We start from the raw sequence: 16,909 nt of genomic DNA, 5'->3' as shown, positions 1-16,909 counted from the left end.
GCGAGCTCGTGCCCTCCCGGTTCCGGGCCAAGGTCCGGTCCTGGCGCGAACGCCACCACCCCGAAACCCTCGAGAAACGCCACGCCAAAGGAACCGCGGACCGGCGGATGGACTACACCCCCGACCGCGACGGCATGGCATGGCTCTCCCTGTACCTCCCCGGGGACACCGCCTGCGCGATCTGGAACCGCACCACCGCCACCGCCCGCGGCCTCCAAAACCCCACCGAGCCCCGCACGCTCACCCAACTCCGCCCCGACATCGCCGCCAGCCTCCTCCTGGGTGAGGGAAGCACCGCTCAACTCGGGAAGGTCCCCACCCCGCGCGCTGACGTCCTGGTCACCGTGCCGGTGTTCGCCCTGCTCGGCCTCACCGACGAACCCGCCGAGCTGGACGGCTACGGCCCCATCCCCGCATCCCTGGCCCGGGAACTCGTCGCCGACGGGGCGGACTCGTTCCACCGGGTGCTGGTCGACCCCCGCGACGGGGCACCCCTGGAGATCGGCCGCACCCGCTACCGGCTCACCCCGGCCATCAAACAATGGCTCAGGATTAGGGACCGCAAATGCACCTTCCCCGGCTGCAGCAACCACACCCCGGACAACGACACCGACCACCTCACCGCCTGGCACCACGGCGGCGCAACGGATGTCAGCAACCTGGCACAGCTCTGCCCCAAACACCATCGGCTCAAACACCACAGCCACTGGACCCCGAAACCCGCAACCCCGGACGAGCCCCCGGGCTGGACCTCACCCACCGGCCGCCACTACAACCCCGAACACCCTGACCCCGAACCAACCCACTGGCCACCAGGCATCCTCCCGGTGATTAGTGCTGCGCTGCCCGCGTGCTTCCACGGCGAACAAGTCAGCCCCGAAGACCTCCCACCCTGGGAACCGGACGACGACACCCACATCGACCCCGACCACCTCCCACCAGACGACCCCGTGTGGGCGGAGTTCTACGGGAAGCCGTTCGTGCTGCCGGTCTAACCCGTGTTCCCGTCCGTCGCCGGATGGGTCGGCGCTGCCCTTTTGGCCCTGGGCCAGCACTAGGCTGATTCCATGTCCCAACCGCGCCATCCGGCGGAACTGACCCCCAAACGCGATCCCCAAAAACGGCTCGCCCTGCGTCCGTATGCCCGAGCCGTGGCCCAGGTCCTTCGAGTGAGTTTCCGGGCCTCCCCGGGCGCCGTGATCATGAAGGTGCTCGGATCCCTGATCTCGGCCGTGCTGCCGCTGGTCACCACCTATTTCGCGTCCCTCACCACCACAGCCCTGGCAGCGGCCTATGCAGGCGACGGCGCCGCCGGGCGCCTCGCCGTCATCTACGTAATTGTCACCGCCGCCCTCGGTCTCTTCTGGGGCGCCTTCAACAGTGTGGACCGCTACATCCAGCAACTGATGAGCTTCAAGGTAGGCGCCATCGTGGGGGACCAGATGTATGAGCGCTTCCTGGCCCTTGAATTCTGGCGCTACGACGACAAGGAGACGGTCGACCTCTACGACCGCGCCAAGCGGTTCTCCGACTCCTACGCCCGCGTCCTGGACCGGATCGCCGCAATCTTCACCCAGCTCGTGTCGGTCATCCTGGCGGTTGGGGCCCTGCTGCTGGTCAGCTGGTGGATTGCCGTCATCGTCCTGGTGGCCATCGTGCCCAGCGTGTATCTGCAGTTCAAGCTGTCCCGCGAACAGATCGCCCACTGGAACACGCAGGTTGACTCCCGCCGCCAGCGCCGCATGATCGAAACCAACCTCCTCCGGCCCCAGCACATTGCCGAGATGCGGCTCTACGGGATCGTTGGCTTCCTGATGGACCTGCGCTCCCGGCTCCGCGACGCGGACGAACGGCGCCGCCTGGATTACCAGCGCCGCTACATCCCCCGGCAATTGGCCGCGGACGCCCTGCAGTACGGCGCGGAGGTGGTGTCGCTGATCTGGGTGGTGGGCCAGATCATCGCCCGGGCAGCCCCGGTGGGCCAGTTCCTCTACGTCCAGCAAATCGTCAGCCGCGCGCTGTCCACCGCCAACAACCTGGTGTCGTCACTCAGCTCGATCGACGAGGACCTGGCCAACCTGAAGGACTACGAGCTCTTCATGGCGATGCCCGTGCACGCGGAACATGCCCCGCCCCTCCTTGGCGCGCCCGAAGAGGTCGAGCTGAAGGACATCCGCTTCACCTATACAGGCAGCGACATCGAGGTGATCAGGGGCGTCAGCCTCACCATCCGCCAGGGCCAGCACATCGCCATCGTGGGGGAGAACGGTGCTGGCAAGTCCACCTTGATCCGGATCCTCGCCGGCCTCTACCGTCCCGATTCGGGCAAGGTGCTGCTCGACGGCGTGGACCTCGCCGCCGTCGACGTCACCTCCTGGCACCGGCACCTTGCCGTGCTCAGCCAGGAGTTCCTGAAGTACGAGTTCGCCACCGCCGCGGACAACATCTACTTCGGCGACGTGCAGAATCCGCGCAACGATGACCGCGTGCGGAAAGCTGCCGCCGATGCAGAGGCCCTGGAGTTCATCAACAAGCTGCCCAACGGCCTGGACAACCACGTCAGCAACTGGATGGAGGATCCCCGCGGCCGGAAGGGCAGCGGCCTGAGCGGAGGCCAGTGGCAGCGGCTGGCCATGGCCCGGAACTTTTACCGGGATGCGTCCTTCATGGTGATGGACGAGCCCACCTCGGCCATTGATGCACTGGCCGAGCACAGGATCTTTACCCGCCTCTTCGCGGACCGCAGCAGCACCATCATTGCCATCAGCCACCGCCTGGCCACCATCGAGAAGGCCGACATTGTGTACATGCTGGAGGACGGGCAGATCGTGGAGCAGGGCACCCACAAGGAACTGGTGGCCTTGCGCGGACGCTACTTCCGGATGTTCGAATCCCAGCTCACCGTGGAGGAACCAACAGGAACCTAGGCCTCCACCACGGTTGTCCGGACCCTCGCCACGCTGGGCCGCGGCGGAACGCTGCTGAACCCGAACGTGACCGGAGGGCGGATGGGAGCGAGTGCGCCGGCGTCGGATCCTTCCCAGCGGACGACGGCGGAGGTCACGTGGTGCAGGTCGGTCACCCCATAGAACTCCGTCCTTCCACTGCCGGCAGTGCCGTAGGTGCGGGCGCCCGGGGCCGCCAGGGCGGCCAGCGGACTCACCGCGGAGAGCCAGCGCGGATGGACGGCAAGGCGCCGGGGCACTGCCCGCAGCGCCGAACCCAGGTACGTCCTCGCTCCGGTGACGGCCTGGATCTCCAGCGGGCCGGCGTCGACCGTCAGCCTTCGGTCCGCCAGCGACGCCCGGACGTCCACCACCCGGACCTCGTCAAAGCTGTAGGTCGCGGAAATGAACCCGGCCACGTCCGTCCGCGGCGCCAGCAGCAGCCGGTGCCCCGAGGGCTGCTGCACCATCACATCGGCGAATGTCCCGAAGGGGGAGTCCTGCCAGAGGCCCACCACGGCGCGCAGCCCCGAGGCGGTGCCGATGCCGGCAATGTGCCCGTCGAAGATCCAGTATCTGCCCATCCCGCCACTGTATCCAACCGCCCCGGCCCGGCTGGGCGGGTGGGATGCGGCGCTGGGATAACCTAGAGCAGTGACTTATGAGATCGAGATCGGCCGTGGCAAGCGTGGGCGTCGTGCCTACTCCCTGGATGACATAGCAATCGTCCCCAACCGTCGCACCCGCGACCCCAAGGATGTCTCCGTCTCCTGGCAGATCGACGCGTACCAGTTCAACATGCCGGTGATTGCCGCCCCGATGGACTCGGCCATGTCGCCGCAGACCGCCATTGCGCTGGGAAAGCTCGGCGGCCTGGGCGTCCTTGACCTGGAGGGCCTCTGGACCCGCTATGAGGATCCGCAGTCCGTCCTGGACGAGATCGCTTCCCTCGAGGATGAGACCAACAGTCCCGCCGTGACCGGCCGGATGCAGGAGCTGTACCAGGCCCCCATCCAGCCCGAACTCATCACGTCCCGCCTCGCCGAGATCCGTGAAGCCGGCGTCACCGTTGCCGGTTCGCTGACCCCGCAGCGCACCCAGGAGCACTACAAGACCGTGGTGGCTGCCGGCGTCGACATTTTCGTCATCCGGGGCACCACCGTGTCCGCCGAGCACGTGTCCAAGGACCACGAACCACTGAACCTCAAGCAGTTCATCTATGAGCTCGACGTTCCCGTGATCGTGGGCGGCGCCGCTGGCTACACCCCGGCGCTGCACCTGATGCGCACCGGCGCGGCCGGCGTGCTGGTGGGCTTCGGCGGCGGTGCGACCACCACTACCCGCCGCGCGCTGGGCATCCACTCGCCGATGGCCTCCGCCATCTCCGACGTCGCCGCCGCCCGCCGCGACTACATGGACGAGTCCGGCGGCCGGTACGTCCATGTGATTGCCGACGGCGGCATGGGCACCTCGGGCGACATCGTCAAGGCCATCGCCATGGGCGCCGACGCCGTCATGCTGGGGAGCGCCCTGGCGAGGGCAGAGGAAGCCCCGGGCAGGGGCTGGCACTGGGGCCAGGAAGCGCACCACACGGAACTTCCGCGCGGTGACCGCGCCAACGTGGGCACCGTAGGGCCGCTGGAGGAAGTCCTCTTCGGACCGGGCCACCACACCAACGGCACGTCCAACCTCATCGGTGCGCTGCGCCGCTCCATGGCGACCACGGGCTATTCGGACCTGAAGGAATTCCAGCGGGTCGACGTCGTGGTGTCGCCCTACGCCGGGAACTGACGCGGCCGGCAGGGCGGCGTGGACCGCGGCCGCCCTGCCCAAAGGACGCCACGAGCAAGTAGTGTGGGTTTACTACCGGCACGAGGCACTGGAGGCGTTCAATGAAGAGTGTTCCTGCAAACGGCGGGGTCCTTGGCCCGGAAGCCAGGGAAACGGCCATCCAGCGGTTGCGGGCCACAACTGAACCCGGCCAGGAACTGGACATCCTGATCGTCGGCGGCGGGATCGTCGGTACCGGAGCGGCGCTGGACGCTGTCACCCGGGGCCTGAGCGTTGGCATCGTGGAGGCCAGCGACTGGGCAGCCGGAACCTCGTCACGGTCTTCCAAACTTATCCACGGCGGCCTGCGCTACCTCGAAATGCTGGACTTCGCCCTGGTCAAAGAGGCACTGCAGGAACGCGGCCTCCTGCTGTCCGAGATCGCCCCGCACCTGGCCCGGCCGGTGCCGTTCCTGTACCCGCTGACCAAGCCCTTCATCGAGCGGCCCTACGTGGGGGCCGGCATCGCTTTGTATGACGCCATGTCCATTTCCAGCGGACACAGCCGGGGCGTGCCCTTCCACAAACACCTGAGCCGCCGGGGAACTCTCCGGGCCGCCCCCAGCCTCAAGAACGACGCCTTCGTCGGGTCCATTCGGTACTACGACGGCCAGGTCGATGACGCCAAATACTGCGCCAACCTGGTCCGCACGGCCGCGTACTACGGCGCCCATGCCGTGAACCAGATGAAGGTGGTGGACTTCCTCCGCGAAGGCGAGCGGGTGGTCGGCGCCAAAGTCGAAAACCGCGAGGACGGCACCCAGTTCAGCATCCGCGCCAAGCAGGTCATTAACGCGACCGGCGTCTGGACCGACGAAACCCAGGCCATGGTCACCGACCGGGGCCAGTTGAAGGTCCGCGCCTCCAAGGGCATCCACCTGGTGGTTCCCCGCGACCGTTTCCAGTCCACGGTGGGGCTGATCCTGCGCACTGAGAAGTCGGTGCTGTTCGTCATTCCGTGGGGCCGGCACTGGATCATCGGCACCACCGACACCGACTGGCACCTGGACAAGGCGCACCCCGCCGCCTCCAGCAAGGACATCGACTATGTGCTGGAGCACGTCAACCAGGTGCTGAAGCGGCCGCTGACCCGGGAAGACGTTGAAGGGGTATACGCGGGCCTGCGCCCGCTGCTGGCCGGCGAAAACGATTCCACCGCCAAGCTGTCCCGCGAGCATGTGGTGGCGCACCCGGTTCCGGGCCTCGTGGTGGTGGCCGGCGGCAAATGGACCACCTACCGTGTCATGGCCAAGGACGCGGTGGATGAGGCCACCCGCACCATGGACGAGCGGGTGCCGCCCAGCTGCACGGAGACCATTCCGCTGCTGGGTGCCAGTGGGTTCCGCGCAGCGTGGAACCGCCGCAACCGCACCGCCGAGGAATCCGGCGTCCACGTGGCGCGGATCGAGCACCTGCTCAACCGCTACGGGTCCATGACACCGGAGGTCCTGGCCATCATTGCGCAGAACCCCGAACTCGCGGAGCCCCTGCCGGGCGCGGACGACTACCTCCAGGCTGAGGCCGTCTACGCAGCCACCCACGAGGGGGCCCGGCACGTGCAGGACGTCCTCACCCGGCGCACGCGCATCTCCATCGAGGCGTGGGACCGCGGTGTGTCCGCTGCCCCCGTTGTCGCTAAACTGATGGGTGACGTCCTTGGCTGGAGTGACGCGCAGCGTGAAAACGAGGTCCGCCACTACATTGCCCGTGTGGAAGCAGAACGCCTTAGCCAGCAACAGCCGGACGACGAATCCGCGGACGCCGCCCGCTTGGGCGCTGAAGACATCGTGCCCTTGCGCTGAGGGGCCGCTTGCCCCGCATTGCTGACTGAAGGGATACGCCTTGGCGGAACCACTGGACCCGTACGACGCCCACCTCACCACTCCCGACATGGTGATCCTGGAGATGGAGGCGAAGGACAAGACGGACGCCACCAACCAGTTGGCAGAGCGGCTGTACGCTGCCGGGCGGATTTCGGATCTTGACGGGTTCCTCAAGAACGTCAATGCCCGGGAGCACCAGCTGGCAACGGGGCTTCCCGGCGGCGTCGGACTGCCGCACGCGCGCAGCGAATTCGTATCCCAAACCTCCATCGCCGTCGGCATCGCAAAATACGGCCATGCGCTGGACTTCGGTGCCGCCGACGGACCCGCCACCGTCATCCTGCTCATTGCCACACCGGCCAGCTCGTTTTCGGACCACCTGGAAGTGCTGGCCACGCTGGCCCGTTCGCTTTCAAAGGAGTCCTTCCGCGAATCCCTGCGGCGTGCCTATGACGCCGAAGTCATCGCCGAGCTGATTAACTCCAGCCTCGTGTTCTTCGACCATTAGCCCGGTCCGCGGTCCAGGCTGGTCCGTCCCTGGCGTTTAGTTGTTCTACAGAAGTACGAAGTACGGTTAAGACGTGTGGAAAACAGCCCTTAAGCCTCGATGGATCGCCGGTTTTGTCTTGGCGATCGTCCTCTCCGGGGTCTTCGTGCTGCTGAGCCAGTGGCAGTTCGGCCGTTCCACGCAGCCCGAGGTGCCGGTCAACCCCGCGTCCGAGCAGATCCAGCCGCTTACCGCCACGCTCCAGCCGGGGGAGTTCTTCCACGGCAGCGTGGCGGACCAGATGGTCACCGCCCAGGGAACGTACAGCCCCGACAAGCAGGTGCTGGTCCCTGGCCGCCTGCATGACGGAAAGAGCGGCTACTGGGTGGTCGCGGCGTTCGCCGTCAACGGCGCCCCCACGCTCTCGGGCGCGGCGGCATCACCCCAGACGTGGATTCCCGTGGCCCGCGGGTGGGTGGCGCAACCCCAGGATGCGGCCGCACCGCCGTCGGGCCTGGTGGAACTGACCGGCCGCCTGCTGCCCTCCGAAGCGCCGGTGGCCGGGAAAGCGGCCAAGCCGGGTGAGGCGACGGCCGTTTCCGTGGCGGAGCTCATCAACTACTGGGACGTGAGCAGCTACCCCGGGTTCGTATCAGCCACGGCCGAGGTGGTGGCGGGCCAGGACGTCAGTGCCGCGGCAGCGCCCGGAAAACTCCTGCCGCTGAACATCGGGCCGCAGCCGCCGGGGCAGCACATCAACTGGCTTAATCTCTTCTACTCGATCGAATGGGTGGTCTTCGCTGGATTCGCCTTCTTCATCTGGTGGCGGCTGGTCAAGGACGACTACCACCGCGACCTGGAGGAAGCACTCGAGGCTGACGGCACGGCCGGCCCCGAAGACCACCAGCACAACCCGCACCAGCTTCCACAGCAGCCTGGACAGCACCCGCAGCCTGGCCAGCACGAACAAAAGGTACAGCCATGATTGATCCGAAACCTGCCACCCCGTCCGCCCAGACCCCGGGTGGCAAGACGTCCAGGAAGCGCCGCTTCGGCGGAACGGAAGCGCAGATCCGGTCGGCCCTGAAGTTCTACAAGGTCATGGCCTACCTCACGGGCACCATGCTGCTCCTGCTGTGCGCTGAACTCGTGGTGCGCTACGGCTTCGGGCAGTACCTGTTCGCCGGCGGCACCAATGCCGTGACCGGCCAGCCGTTCGGATTCGGGTTCGCCGATGCCGAGCCCGCCGGTGTACTCAACGGCGTCAATATCTCCGTTACCGTGCTGATCGTGCACGGCTGGATGTATGTGGTCTACCTGATTTCCAACTTCCGACTCTGGTCGCTGATGCGCTGGCCGTTCCTGAAGCTGGTCCTGCTGGCCCTTGGCGGCGTGGTGCCGTTCCTGTCCTTCATCGTCGAGAAGAAGTTCCACGCGGAGGTGGAGGCCGAACTGGCCGCCAACCCGCAGGCGCCGCAGCGCTACTGAGCTCCTGCGCAGCCCCAACCCGCCGCGCAGCCAACCCGCTGCAGACCCAAGCGGCCGGGCAGCCGCCGCCGGCCTGCCCGGCCGGCCAGCCGCCGTCGGACGTTTGCTCCGTCACAGCGGGCCGTCCCAAGATGCGCCGGTGCAACGGCGCCAAGTAGGCTATTACGGTGACTACTCCCACTGCATCCCAAACTTCCCAGAAGCCGGTGCTGGTTGTTGATTACGGTGCCCAGTACGCGCAGCTGATTGCCCGCCGCGTCAGGGAAGCGAATGTGTATTCGGAAGTGGTTCCGCATACCTACTCCACCGAGCAGCTCCTGGCCAAGAACCCCGCCGCCATCATCCTTTCCGGCGGACCTTCCAGCGTTTATGCCGACGGCGCCCCCAGCGTGGGTGCCGACCTCTTCGAAGCGGGCGTCCCCGTCTTTGGCATCTGCTACGGCTTCCAGGCCATGGCCAACGCCCTGGGCGGCACGGTGGACAAGACCGGGCTGCGGGAGTACGGATCCACGGAAACCACCATCCTGGGCGAGGGGCGCTCCGTGCTGGAGGGCATGCCCCAGCACCAGAAGACCTGGATGAGCCACGGCGACTCCGTCCACCGGGCGCCGGAAGGCTTCGACGTCCTGGCCACGACGGCGGGCGCGGAAGTGGCCGCTTTCGCCAACGAGGAAAAGGGCCTGTTCGGTGTGCAGTGGCACCCTGAGGTCAAGCACTCCGCCTACGGCCAGCAGGTGCTCGAGAACTTCCTGTTCAACTGCGCCAAGATCGAGCCCAACTGGACCACCGGCAACATCCTCGAAGAGCAGGTGGAGCGCATCCGCCAGCAGATCGGGGATGCCCGGGTCATCTGCGGCCTTTCCGGCGGCGTCGATTCCGCCGTGGCGGCAGCCCTGGTCCAGCGCGCTGTGGGCGACCAGCTCACCTGCGTGTTCGTTGACCACGGCCTCCTGCGCGAAGGAGAAGCCGAACAGGTGGAACGCGACTTCGTGGCCGCCACCGGCGTGAAGCTGTATGTGGCCAACGAACAGGAACGCTTCCTGTCCGCGCTGGCCGGCGTCAGCGACCCCGAGACCAAGCGCAAGATCATCGGCCGCGAGTTCATCCGCGCCTTCGAGGAAGCCGAACTGGCCATCATCGCCGACGCCGCTGCGCACGGCGAAAAGATCAAATTCCTGGTCCAGGGCACCCTGTACCCGGACGTCGTCGAATCGGGCGGCGGTGAAGGTGCCGCGAACATCAAGAGCCACCACAATGTGGGCGGGCTGCCCGAGGACCTGCAGTTCGAGCTCGTCGAGCCGCTGCGCGCCCTGTTCAAGGACGAGGTCCGCGCAGTGGGCGCCCAGCTTGGCCTGCCGCAGGAAATCGTCGGCCGCCAGCCCTTCCCGGGCCCGGGCCTGGGCATCCGGATCGTCGGCGAGGTCACCAAGGACCGGCTGGACCTGCTGCGCAAGGCGGACGCCATTGCCCGCGCCGAGCTGACCGCAGCCGGCCTGGACAACGACGTATGGCAGATGCCGGTCGTCCTGCTCGCCGACGTCCGCAGCGTGGGCGTCATGGGCGATGGCCGCACCTATGGCCACCCCATCGTGCTCCGTCCCGTCTCCTCCGAGGACGCCATGACCGCCGACTGGTCGCGGCTTCCGTACGACCTCCTGGCCAGGATTTCCAACCGGATCACCAACGAGGTGGACGGCGTCAACCGGGTGGTGCTGGACGTGACCAGCAAGCCGCCGGGAACCATCGAATGGGAATAGCACTGTGAGTGGCCGGCCTCCGCCAGCGGGGGCCGGCCACTGCTTTTTCCCGGTGAAAACCTCCGCAAATTCCCTTGCCCCAGTGTTGCGGTCTCTCAAGTCCGGCGTCGAAGCGGCTACTCTCGAAGCTATGCCGGTATGGTCCAGGGCGTCACGTGCAAACGCAGAAAAGAAGGCAGAAGTGTCAGTTGGTCAAGGCCACCCGGAAGGCTCGGAAGAGCTTCGTAAATGGCTGTCCGGGCTCAAACCGGTCACCGGCGCGGACACGATGCTGCGCTTTACCAAGACCCCCGAAGGTTCCATCGACCTCACCTCGGCCCACCCCTCCGGGCTTGCCCAGCTCATGGCCGGGCGCCGTACCCGACTGTCCACGCTGATCCGGGACCGGCAGCAGTATGTCGTGGCGGCACGGGCATCGCGGAACATCCGGTCCAAGATCTTTGAACTTGCCAACGACCGCGGCATCGATGCCGGATACCTGTCCGCAGGCACCGTGGTGTGGACGTCCGCCGTCGGGGGCAAACCCCAGCGCGTATCCGCCCCGGTGATGCTGACCGCCATCTCCCTCACCGTCCGCCCGGGCGAGGACGACTTCGAACTCCAGCTCACCGAGCAGGCACACATCAACCCCGCGCTGGTGCGGCACCTGAAGAACATCCACGGCATTGTCTTCGACGTCAACGCCGTCACCCGCCTTGCCTACAGCACAGCGCGGTTCGACCCCCAGCCCGTCCTGGACCGGCTGGCCACCCTGATCCGGCCCATCCACGGTGCCGAAACCCAGCACAACCTGCTGGTTTCCACCTTCGCGGACCTCTCCGGCAACCTCGACGATCCCTGGATCAACGACTCGCATCCCATCGTCTCCGCCCTCGCCACCGCGGCCGGCGGCGAAATGGTGGACGTGCAGGACCCGGACCCGTCCCGCTTCCCGCACCTGGACAACAGGCACCCCAAGGATGAGCTCCTCCTCCTGGACGCCGACGCGGACCAGCAATATGTCATTGATGCTGCCCGCGCCGGCGACTCCCTGGTGGTCAGCACCCCGCCCGGTACCGGCCAGACCCAGACCGCCATCAACACCATCGGCGCCCTGGTGGACGCCGGGAAGACCGTGCTTGTGGTGGGGGACCGCCGTGCCAGCCTGAACGAAGTATCCGGACACCTGGAGACCCTGGGGCTGGAGTCCATCCTGTTCCAGCTCTCCGGCAACGTTTCCGCCCAGCAGCTGAAGGGCCAACTGGTCCGGGCCATCGTCCGCAACGAAAAGTCGCTGGAGCCGCAGCTCGGGAACCTGCATGCCACCCTGACCGAGCACCGGCATGCGCTCATGGACCACGTGGCGTCGCTCCACAACGTCCGGGAGCGGTGGGGCTGCTCGCCGTACCAGGCCATGCAGTCACTGGCCGAGCTCACGTCCATCCATCCCGCGCCGGCAACCACCGTCCGGCTCAAGCGGAGCGTCCTGGACAACATCCGTGACCGTGAGGAGCTGGCCGGCAGGCTTCGGCGCGCCGCGGAACTGGGCAGCTTCAGCAAAGCGGCCACCACCAGCCCCTGGCACGGTGCCCGGCTGCTGACCCGCAAGGAAACGGAGGAAGCCCAGGACCTGGTCCGGTCCGTGGCGAAAAGCCTCCCTGCCTTGCGCGACCGCATGCAGGCAGTGGCCGAGCATGCCGAGATCCGCCTGGGCGAGTCGTTCGCCGAGTGGGGCGAGCAGCTGGAACTGCTCGTGGCCGTTCGCGGCAGCCTGGACAAATTCACCCCGGACATCTTCGACCGGCCGGTGACCGACCTGATCTCCGCCACGGCCCCGTCCGCCTGGCGCCGCGAACGCGGCATCGAATTGACGGCCATGCAGCGCTCCCGGCTTCGCCGGGTGGCGAAGGAATACGTCCGCCCCGGCGTGCACATCGCGGACCTGCACTCGTCGCTGGTCCTGGTCCAGGAGCAGCGGGCCCTGTGGGCAGGGTACGCCACCACCCAGCGGCACCCCGCGGTTCCATCCGGCCTGGCCGAAATGAACGCCATGTACCGGTCCCTGGACCGCGAGCTGGCGCAGCTCGGCGAGGCACTGCGGCACACGGAAGACGGCGGATCCCTGGCAACCGTTCCCTATGCCCGGCTGATGGAGCGGCTGGAGCGGCTGGTGGCGGATACCGACACCCTCAAGACCCTGCCCGAGCGGACGCTCCTTATCGAGAACATGCGCGAACACGGACTCGGTGAACTGCTCGACGACCTCGCGGAGCGGGAGGTTCCGGCAGGATCCGTCGCCGCAGAACTTGAACTTGCCTGGTGGCAGTCCGCCCTCGAAGCCATGATCAGCGGCGACGACTACCTGGCCATGTCCGACGGCGAGGCCCTGCGCCAGCTCGAGGCCGAGTACCGGCTGGCCGACAACGCCCACATCGCCAGCGGTGCCGCCCGGCTTCGGTGGGACCTGGCTGAACGGTGGCGCAGTGCCATTGCCGCCCAGCCCCGCCAGGCGGACCTCCTGCGCAGCCTGCTGAAGGACGGACGGGTCTCCTTGCCGGCCCTCACCGCGCAGGCACCTGACCTGATCGGCAGCCTGGTTCCGGTCTGGTCCGTCAGCCCGTACCTGATGACGGGCCTGCTGCCCGCGGAGCAGCACTTCGATGCCGTCGTGATCCTCGACGCCGAGGCGACCTCCCTGCAGGCAGTCCTGCCCTCGATTGCCCGCGCCCGGCAGGTCATCGCCTTCGGCGATTCCCGCATCGCCACGCCACGGACATTTACGGTCGGGGTGGAACGGCTCGCGCCCGGCGAATCCGCGCACCAGCGCGTCGAGAGCGCCTTTACGGCACTGTCGGCCGTGCTGCCGGTGTGGCAGCTCAACGTGGTGTACCGCGCGGTGGACGAGGACCTTGTCCTCCAACTGAGCAAGAACTTCTACGACGGTGGCCTGCGCCGGCTGCCGGAAGGTCAGTCCGCGACCGGGCTGGACCGCTCCCTGTTGGTGGAGTACCTTCCTGACGGCACGGGGCTTCCCAGCGCGGACCACGAAGGCGTGGAATCCGTGGTGGCCGAGGTCAACCGCGTCGTGGAACTGGTTTTCGAGCACGCGCGCATGCGCCCGCGGACGTCCCTCGCCGTGGTTACCGCCAGCCTGCGGCACGCCGCGCGGATCGGCGAGTCCATCCGGCTCCAGCTGTCCAACCAGCCGGGCCTGGCCGGATTCTTCGGCGCCGGCCCGGAGTCCTTCCGGGTGGTCGACTTGGAAAGGGCCCAGGGACTGGTCCGCGACCACGTCATTTTCTCGCCGGGATTCGGGCGGACCCCGCACGGCCGGGCGCTGCACAACTTCGGGCCGCTCTCCGCGGAAGGAGGCAGGGAGAAATTTGCGCTGGCCATGACCCGCGCACGCCGTTCCATGCACGTGCTGACCTGCTTCCGTCCCGAGGACCTGGACCACACCCGGCTCACCCACGGCGCGGTGGACCTGTACACGCTGCTGGACCGGGAGATTTCCGGCAACACCGACCTGGGTACCCCCGCGTCCCGGGCGGCCGCCAGCGAACAGGCACTGGGGGCAGATCCGTTGGTCGCGGACTTGGGCGACCGGCTGCGGGCCCGCGGGGCGAGGGTCTGGCACCAGTACGACGGCGCCATCGACGTTGTTGCCGCCGCCGACCCCCTCAACACCATGGGCCAGGACGAGTCCGACCTTCCACGGCCCGTAGCCATTGAGTCCGACGGCACTGCGCAGTACCGCACCATGAGCGTGCGTGAACGGAGCCGGCTGCGGCCTCAACTGCTGGAGCGGCTGGGGTGGCGCTATATGCCGCTCTGGACCATCGAGGTCTTCACCGATCCTTCGTCCTGCGCAGACCGTATCGCCGGCTACCTTGGGCTGGAAAAGATGGTGTTGCCGGCCAGGACCACGCCCTCTGCAGGATTCCTTGACGATGACTTCGACCAGGCGTTCCATGGAATGGGCACTTCTGCGCCGGGTGGTGTTTCCTACCTGCCCAGCGACGACCGCGGCGATGACAGCGGAAGCCGGCAGGACGCCGGCGGGAACGGGCACCAGGCAGGATCGGACGCCGCCGGCACCGGCTTCGGCCGTAACGGGCAGGGACGCCGCGCCAGTGCCCCCGACAACAGGGAAACGGCCTCCACGGCCGGTGACTCCCCAACAGGAAACAGCGGGACGGAGGGAGACCTGGCCGTGAACGGGATCAGCGGAGGACACGTGCGCGAGGAAGATCCGCGCCGGAACGGCAACGGGATGAACGGCAACGCTGTGGACGGCAGCGGGATGAACGACAACGCTGTGGACGAAAACAGCGTAAACGGCAACACTGCGAACGGCAGCGGGACCGCGGAACCTGAAACCCAGGGTGACGCAGGTGGCGCCGCGAAGCCGGCTTCGGACGGGCCTGCCGCCCGGACGGCAAAGGCCGGCACCGGGGACCTCCTTCCGACCAAGGCCGCCGAGGACGACGCCCGCAGCTGGGGTGACCGGGACGATGACCACGACGCCTGGTTGAAGGAACAGCGGCCGCCGCACTGGGGCTAAGGGCCTGCGGCGCCCGGACGGGTGGCGCCTGGTCCCGCTGCGGTGTCCCGCTGGTGAGGGTTCCCGCTGGTGAGGGGTTCCACTGGTGAGGGTTCCCGAGGGTTTAGGGCGGGCTGACGAGGACGAAGAACAGCCTGCCCTGGGTGGAGGCACCGGCCAGGCGGGAGGATTGCTCCGCGGTGGCTGCCACGACGATCAGCCCGTCCGTCTCCGTGGTGCCCAGCCACTGGCCGCTCTGCCCACCCTTGTTGGATGTCCACAGCACCGGGACGGCAGAGGCGAGAACCTCGGATGGCCCCTGCTGGTCGAAGCCGTTGGCTGATGTCAGTACGACGTTGACCAACTGGCCGGGAGAGACCAGCTGGATGGATGACGCATCCGCCATGCGCAGGGGAACGGCGGCCGAGCCGTGAGGCGCACCAGCGAGGAGCCCGGGGCCCAGGAGCTGAGCATCGGTGAGGAGCTGTCCTTTGCGCATCGGGGCAGCAAGCTGCTTCCCGGTGGCGGCTGCGTCGTCGCGGAGGAATCCTGCAGCCATCATCCCCGGCGGCACCTGGACACGGGCCAGGTCGGTTGCCGTCATTGCGGTGCCGGCAGGGAGGTCCCTGGCAGCGGCAAGGGCCGTGACGGTCGATACCGGGGCAGGAGTGAGCTGCTGCACCGTGATGGCCGCCGCCGCGCAGAAGAGCAGGGCTGCAGCGAGGCGTCGGTTGCGGCTCAGCCAGCCGGCAAACCGGGAGCGGAACGAACGGTATCCGGGACGGCGTCCCGGGGAAGAGGTGCCCGCGGGCCACCCCGGGCCGTTGCGGTGAGGGCGGGAAAGTATCGGCATGCGCCCACGCTACGGGGCGGGGCGGCACGCCAGGGAGGCTGGACTGCGCCTATGTGGACAAAGGCGGCCTGGCGCAGGAAGGCGCCGGCCGCCGTCGTCATGGCGTGGAAGTCCTAGCTGGCGGCTGCTGCGGGCGCGGAAGCGGCAGGTGCGGGAGCCGGTGCAGCCGGAGCCGCGGAGGGTGCGGGGGAGACAGAGCTGCCCTTGGAGTCGCGGGAATCAGTGCGGTAAAAGCCCGAGCCCTTGAAGACGACGCCGACGCTGTTGAACTTCTTGCGCAGCGTTCCCCCGCATTCCGGGCATGACGTCAGGCTGCTGTCCGAGAACGACTGGACAATGTCGAAGGCGTGGCCGCAATCCTTGCAGGCGTAAGCATATGTAGGCACTGGTGCTCCTCCTCTTGGGCAAACGAGAGGTCCCGTGCTGCCAACTGGTAAACCATTAGCAGTCGCAGGGCCTGAGTGCTAATTCTATCATCTGGGTCCGGCAGCCCCGGGCTCAGGCGCCGCCCGCCAGGGGCCGGTACCCGGAGGGCATGAGCACCGCCGGGACCGGCCGGTCGAACTCCTCTGCGGGAATCCGGCCGGCGGGCAGCAATTCTTCGTCATAAATAACCGCGGCGAGCGGAATTTCCTTCCCCGCCGTAGCAAGGTGCCCCAGGAATTTGTCGTAGTACCCGCCGCCCTGGCCAATCCTGTTTCCCGCGAGGTCCACGGCTGTGGCCGGAATGAAGAGCATCGCCGCGCCTCCGGCCGTCTCCGGGCCGTGGCGGACTCCCGCGGGTTCCAGGATCGGCGCATATTTGCTGCGCTCGAATCCTGTCCCGGGCGTCCAGTACACCCAGCTCAGTTCCCGTCCCGGCTCACAGACGGGGAGCAGGACGCTGTGGCCGCTTCGGTGCAGCGCAGCAATCAACGGCAAGGTGGGCGGTTCCTGTCCCACGCCGAGGTACACGCAGGCAGTTCCCGGGCTGCCGCCGGTGACCCTGCCCGCCCAGGCTTCCCCGTGGATGGCCAGGGCGGAACCAGCGGCCTCCAGCTGCGCCGGTGACAGGCCTGCCCGCCGCCGCCGGTGGGCGGCGCGGATATCGTCCTTGACTGCGTTGGTCTCCTGAAGCATGGTGTCCTTCCTGGGTGGCCCGCGATGCCGTGGCTTCGCGGTCCGGGCGCGGGGCCGCCGCGCCGGTGGTTACTGAAACGCCTGA

Annotated in this window: 13 protein-coding genes; 9 read left to right on the top strand and 4 right to left on the bottom strand. The window is 67.6% G+C overall.

Annotated elements, in window-relative coordinates; translation table 11 throughout:
- Nucleotides 1–995: HNH endonuclease signature motif containing protein (locus PUN71_RS04795; RefSeq protein ID WP_277797515.1), on the top strand; the 995-nt coding region annotated here is incomplete at its 5' end.
- A 72-nt stretch (nt 996–1,067) separates the two neighbouring features.
- Nucleotides 1,068–2,927, top strand: coding sequence for an ABC transporter ATP-binding protein (locus PUN71_RS04790; protein ID WP_277797514.1), 1,860 nt, complete (start codon nt 1,068–1,070; stop codon nt 2,925–2,927).
- On the opposite strand, the gene PUN71_RS04785 is transcribed toward PUN71_RS04790, so the two are convergent.
- Nucleotides 2,924–3,529 (bottom strand): hypothetical protein, encoded by a 606-nt coding sequence (locus PUN71_RS04785; protein ID WP_277797513.1) that lies wholly within the window; start codon nt 3,527–3,529, stop codon nt 2,924–2,926. The two genes, PUN71_RS04790 and PUN71_RS04785, sit on opposite strands and share 4 nt — an antisense overlap.
- A gap of 70 nt (nt 3,530–3,599) precedes the next feature.
- Here PUN71_RS04785 and PUN71_RS04780 point away from each other — a divergent pair, with 70 nt between their 5' ends.
- From PUN71_RS04780 to PUN71_RS04750, 7 genes are all read left to right on the top strand, one after another.
- Entirely contained in the window at nt 3,600–4,736 is a 1,137-nt protein-coding gene (locus PUN71_RS04780) for a GuaB3 family IMP dehydrogenase-related protein (protein ID WP_277797512.1), read from the top strand.
- Between the two features lie 101 nt (nt 4,737–4,837).
- On the top strand, nt 4,838–6,577 hold the full coding sequence (locus PUN71_RS04775) for a glycerol-3-phosphate dehydrogenase/oxidase (RefSeq protein ID WP_043452672.1): 1,740 nt from the start codon (nt 4,838–4,840) through the stop codon (nt 6,575–6,577).
- Nucleotides 6,578–6,617: 40 nt separating this feature from the next.
- Nucleotides 6,618–7,106 carry a PTS sugar transporter subunit IIA gene (locus PUN71_RS04770; protein ID WP_043452673.1) on the top strand — a complete coding sequence of 163 codons (489 nt, stop codon included), beginning with the start codon at nt 6,618–6,620 and terminating at the stop codon, nt 7,104–7,106.
- Nucleotides 7,107–7,179: 73 nt separating this feature from the next.
- A complete protein-coding gene (locus PUN71_RS04765) occupies nt 7,180–8,070 on the top strand; it encodes an SURF1 family protein (RefSeq protein ID WP_277797511.1) in 891 nt (296 codons plus the stop codon).
- Entirely contained in the window at nt 8,067–8,573 is a 507-nt protein-coding gene (locus PUN71_RS04760; RefSeq protein WP_043452676.1) for a DUF3817 domain-containing protein, read from the top strand. The genes PUN71_RS04765 and PUN71_RS04760 overlap by 4 nt, the downstream gene beginning before the upstream one ends.
- Nucleotides 8,574–8,740: 167 nt before the next feature.
- Nucleotides 8,741–10,330, top strand: coding sequence for a glutamine-hydrolyzing GMP synthase (gene guaA, locus PUN71_RS04755; protein WP_277797510.1), 1,590 nt, complete (start codon nt 8,741–8,743; stop codon nt 10,328–10,330).
- Between the two features lie 130 nt (nt 10,331–10,460).
- Nucleotides 10,461–14,873 (top strand): AAA family ATPase, encoded by a 4,413-nt coding sequence (locus PUN71_RS04750; protein WP_277797509.1) that lies wholly within the window; start codon nt 10,461–10,463, stop codon nt 14,871–14,873.
- A 103-nt stretch (nt 14,874–14,976) separates the two neighbouring features.
- Here the strand turns inward: PUN71_RS04750 and cpaB are convergent, their stop codons facing one another.
- The 3 genes from cpaB to PUN71_RS04735 form a co-directional block, all read right to left on the bottom strand.
- A complete protein-coding gene (gene cpaB, locus PUN71_RS04745) occupies nt 14,977–15,705 on the bottom strand; it encodes a Flp pilus assembly protein CpaB (protein ID WP_277797508.1) in 729 nt (242 codons plus the stop codon).
- Between the two features lie 113 nt (nt 15,706–15,818).
- Nucleotides 15,819–16,091 carry an FmdB family zinc ribbon protein gene (locus PUN71_RS04740; RefSeq protein WP_043452683.1) on the bottom strand — a complete coding sequence of 91 codons (273 nt, stop codon included), beginning with the start codon at nt 16,089–16,091 and terminating at the stop codon, nt 15,819–15,821.
- A gap of 112 nt (nt 16,092–16,203) precedes the next feature.
- Nucleotides 16,204–16,824, bottom strand: a complete 621-nt coding sequence (locus PUN71_RS04735; RefSeq protein ID WP_277797507.1) for a 5-formyltetrahydrofolate cyclo-ligase — start codon at nt 16,822–16,824, stop codon at nt 16,204–16,206.
- Nucleotides 16,825–16,909 lie beyond the last annotated feature (85 nt).

The sequence above is a fragment of the Arthrobacter sp. NQ7 genome, assembly GCF_029581595.2.
GTDB classification, from domain to species: domain Bacteria; phylum Actinomycetota; class Actinomycetes; order Actinomycetales; family Micrococcaceae; genus Arthrobacter; species Arthrobacter phenanthrenivorans_B.
Note: the sequence above shows the minus strand (reverse complement) of the source record. Positions and strands in the feature narration are given on the sequence as shown.

What these genes read in the sequence shown, in the direction of transcription:
- PUN71_RS04790 (WP_277797514.1), top strand. Translation starts at nt 1,068, where the DNA reads ATGTCCCAACCGCGCCATCCGGCGGAACTGACCCCCAAACGCGATCCC.
- PUN71_RS04785 (WP_277797513.1), bottom strand. Translation starts at nt 3,529, where the DNA reads ATGGGCAGATACTGGATCTTCGACGGGCACATTGCCGGCATCGGCACC.
- PUN71_RS04775 (WP_043452672.1), top strand. Translation starts at nt 4,838, where the DNA reads ATGAAGAGTGTTCCTGCAAACGGCGGGGTCCTTGGCCCGGAAGCCAGG.
- PUN71_RS04760 (WP_043452676.1), top strand. Translation starts at nt 8,067, where the DNA reads ATGATTGATCCGAAACCTGCCACCCCGTCCGCCCAGACCCCGGGTGGC.
- PUN71_RS04750 (WP_277797509.1), top strand. Translation starts at nt 10,461, where the DNA reads ATGCCGGTATGGTCCAGGGCGTCACGTGCAAACGCAGAAAAGAAGGCA.
- cpaB (WP_277797508.1), bottom strand. Translation starts at nt 15,705, where the DNA reads ATGCCGATACTTTCCCGCCCTCACCGCAACGGCCCGGGGTGGCCCGCG.
- PUN71_RS04735 (WP_277797507.1), bottom strand. Translation starts at nt 16,824, where the DNA reads ATGCTTCAGGAGACCAACGCAGTCAAGGACGATATCCGCGCCGCCCAC.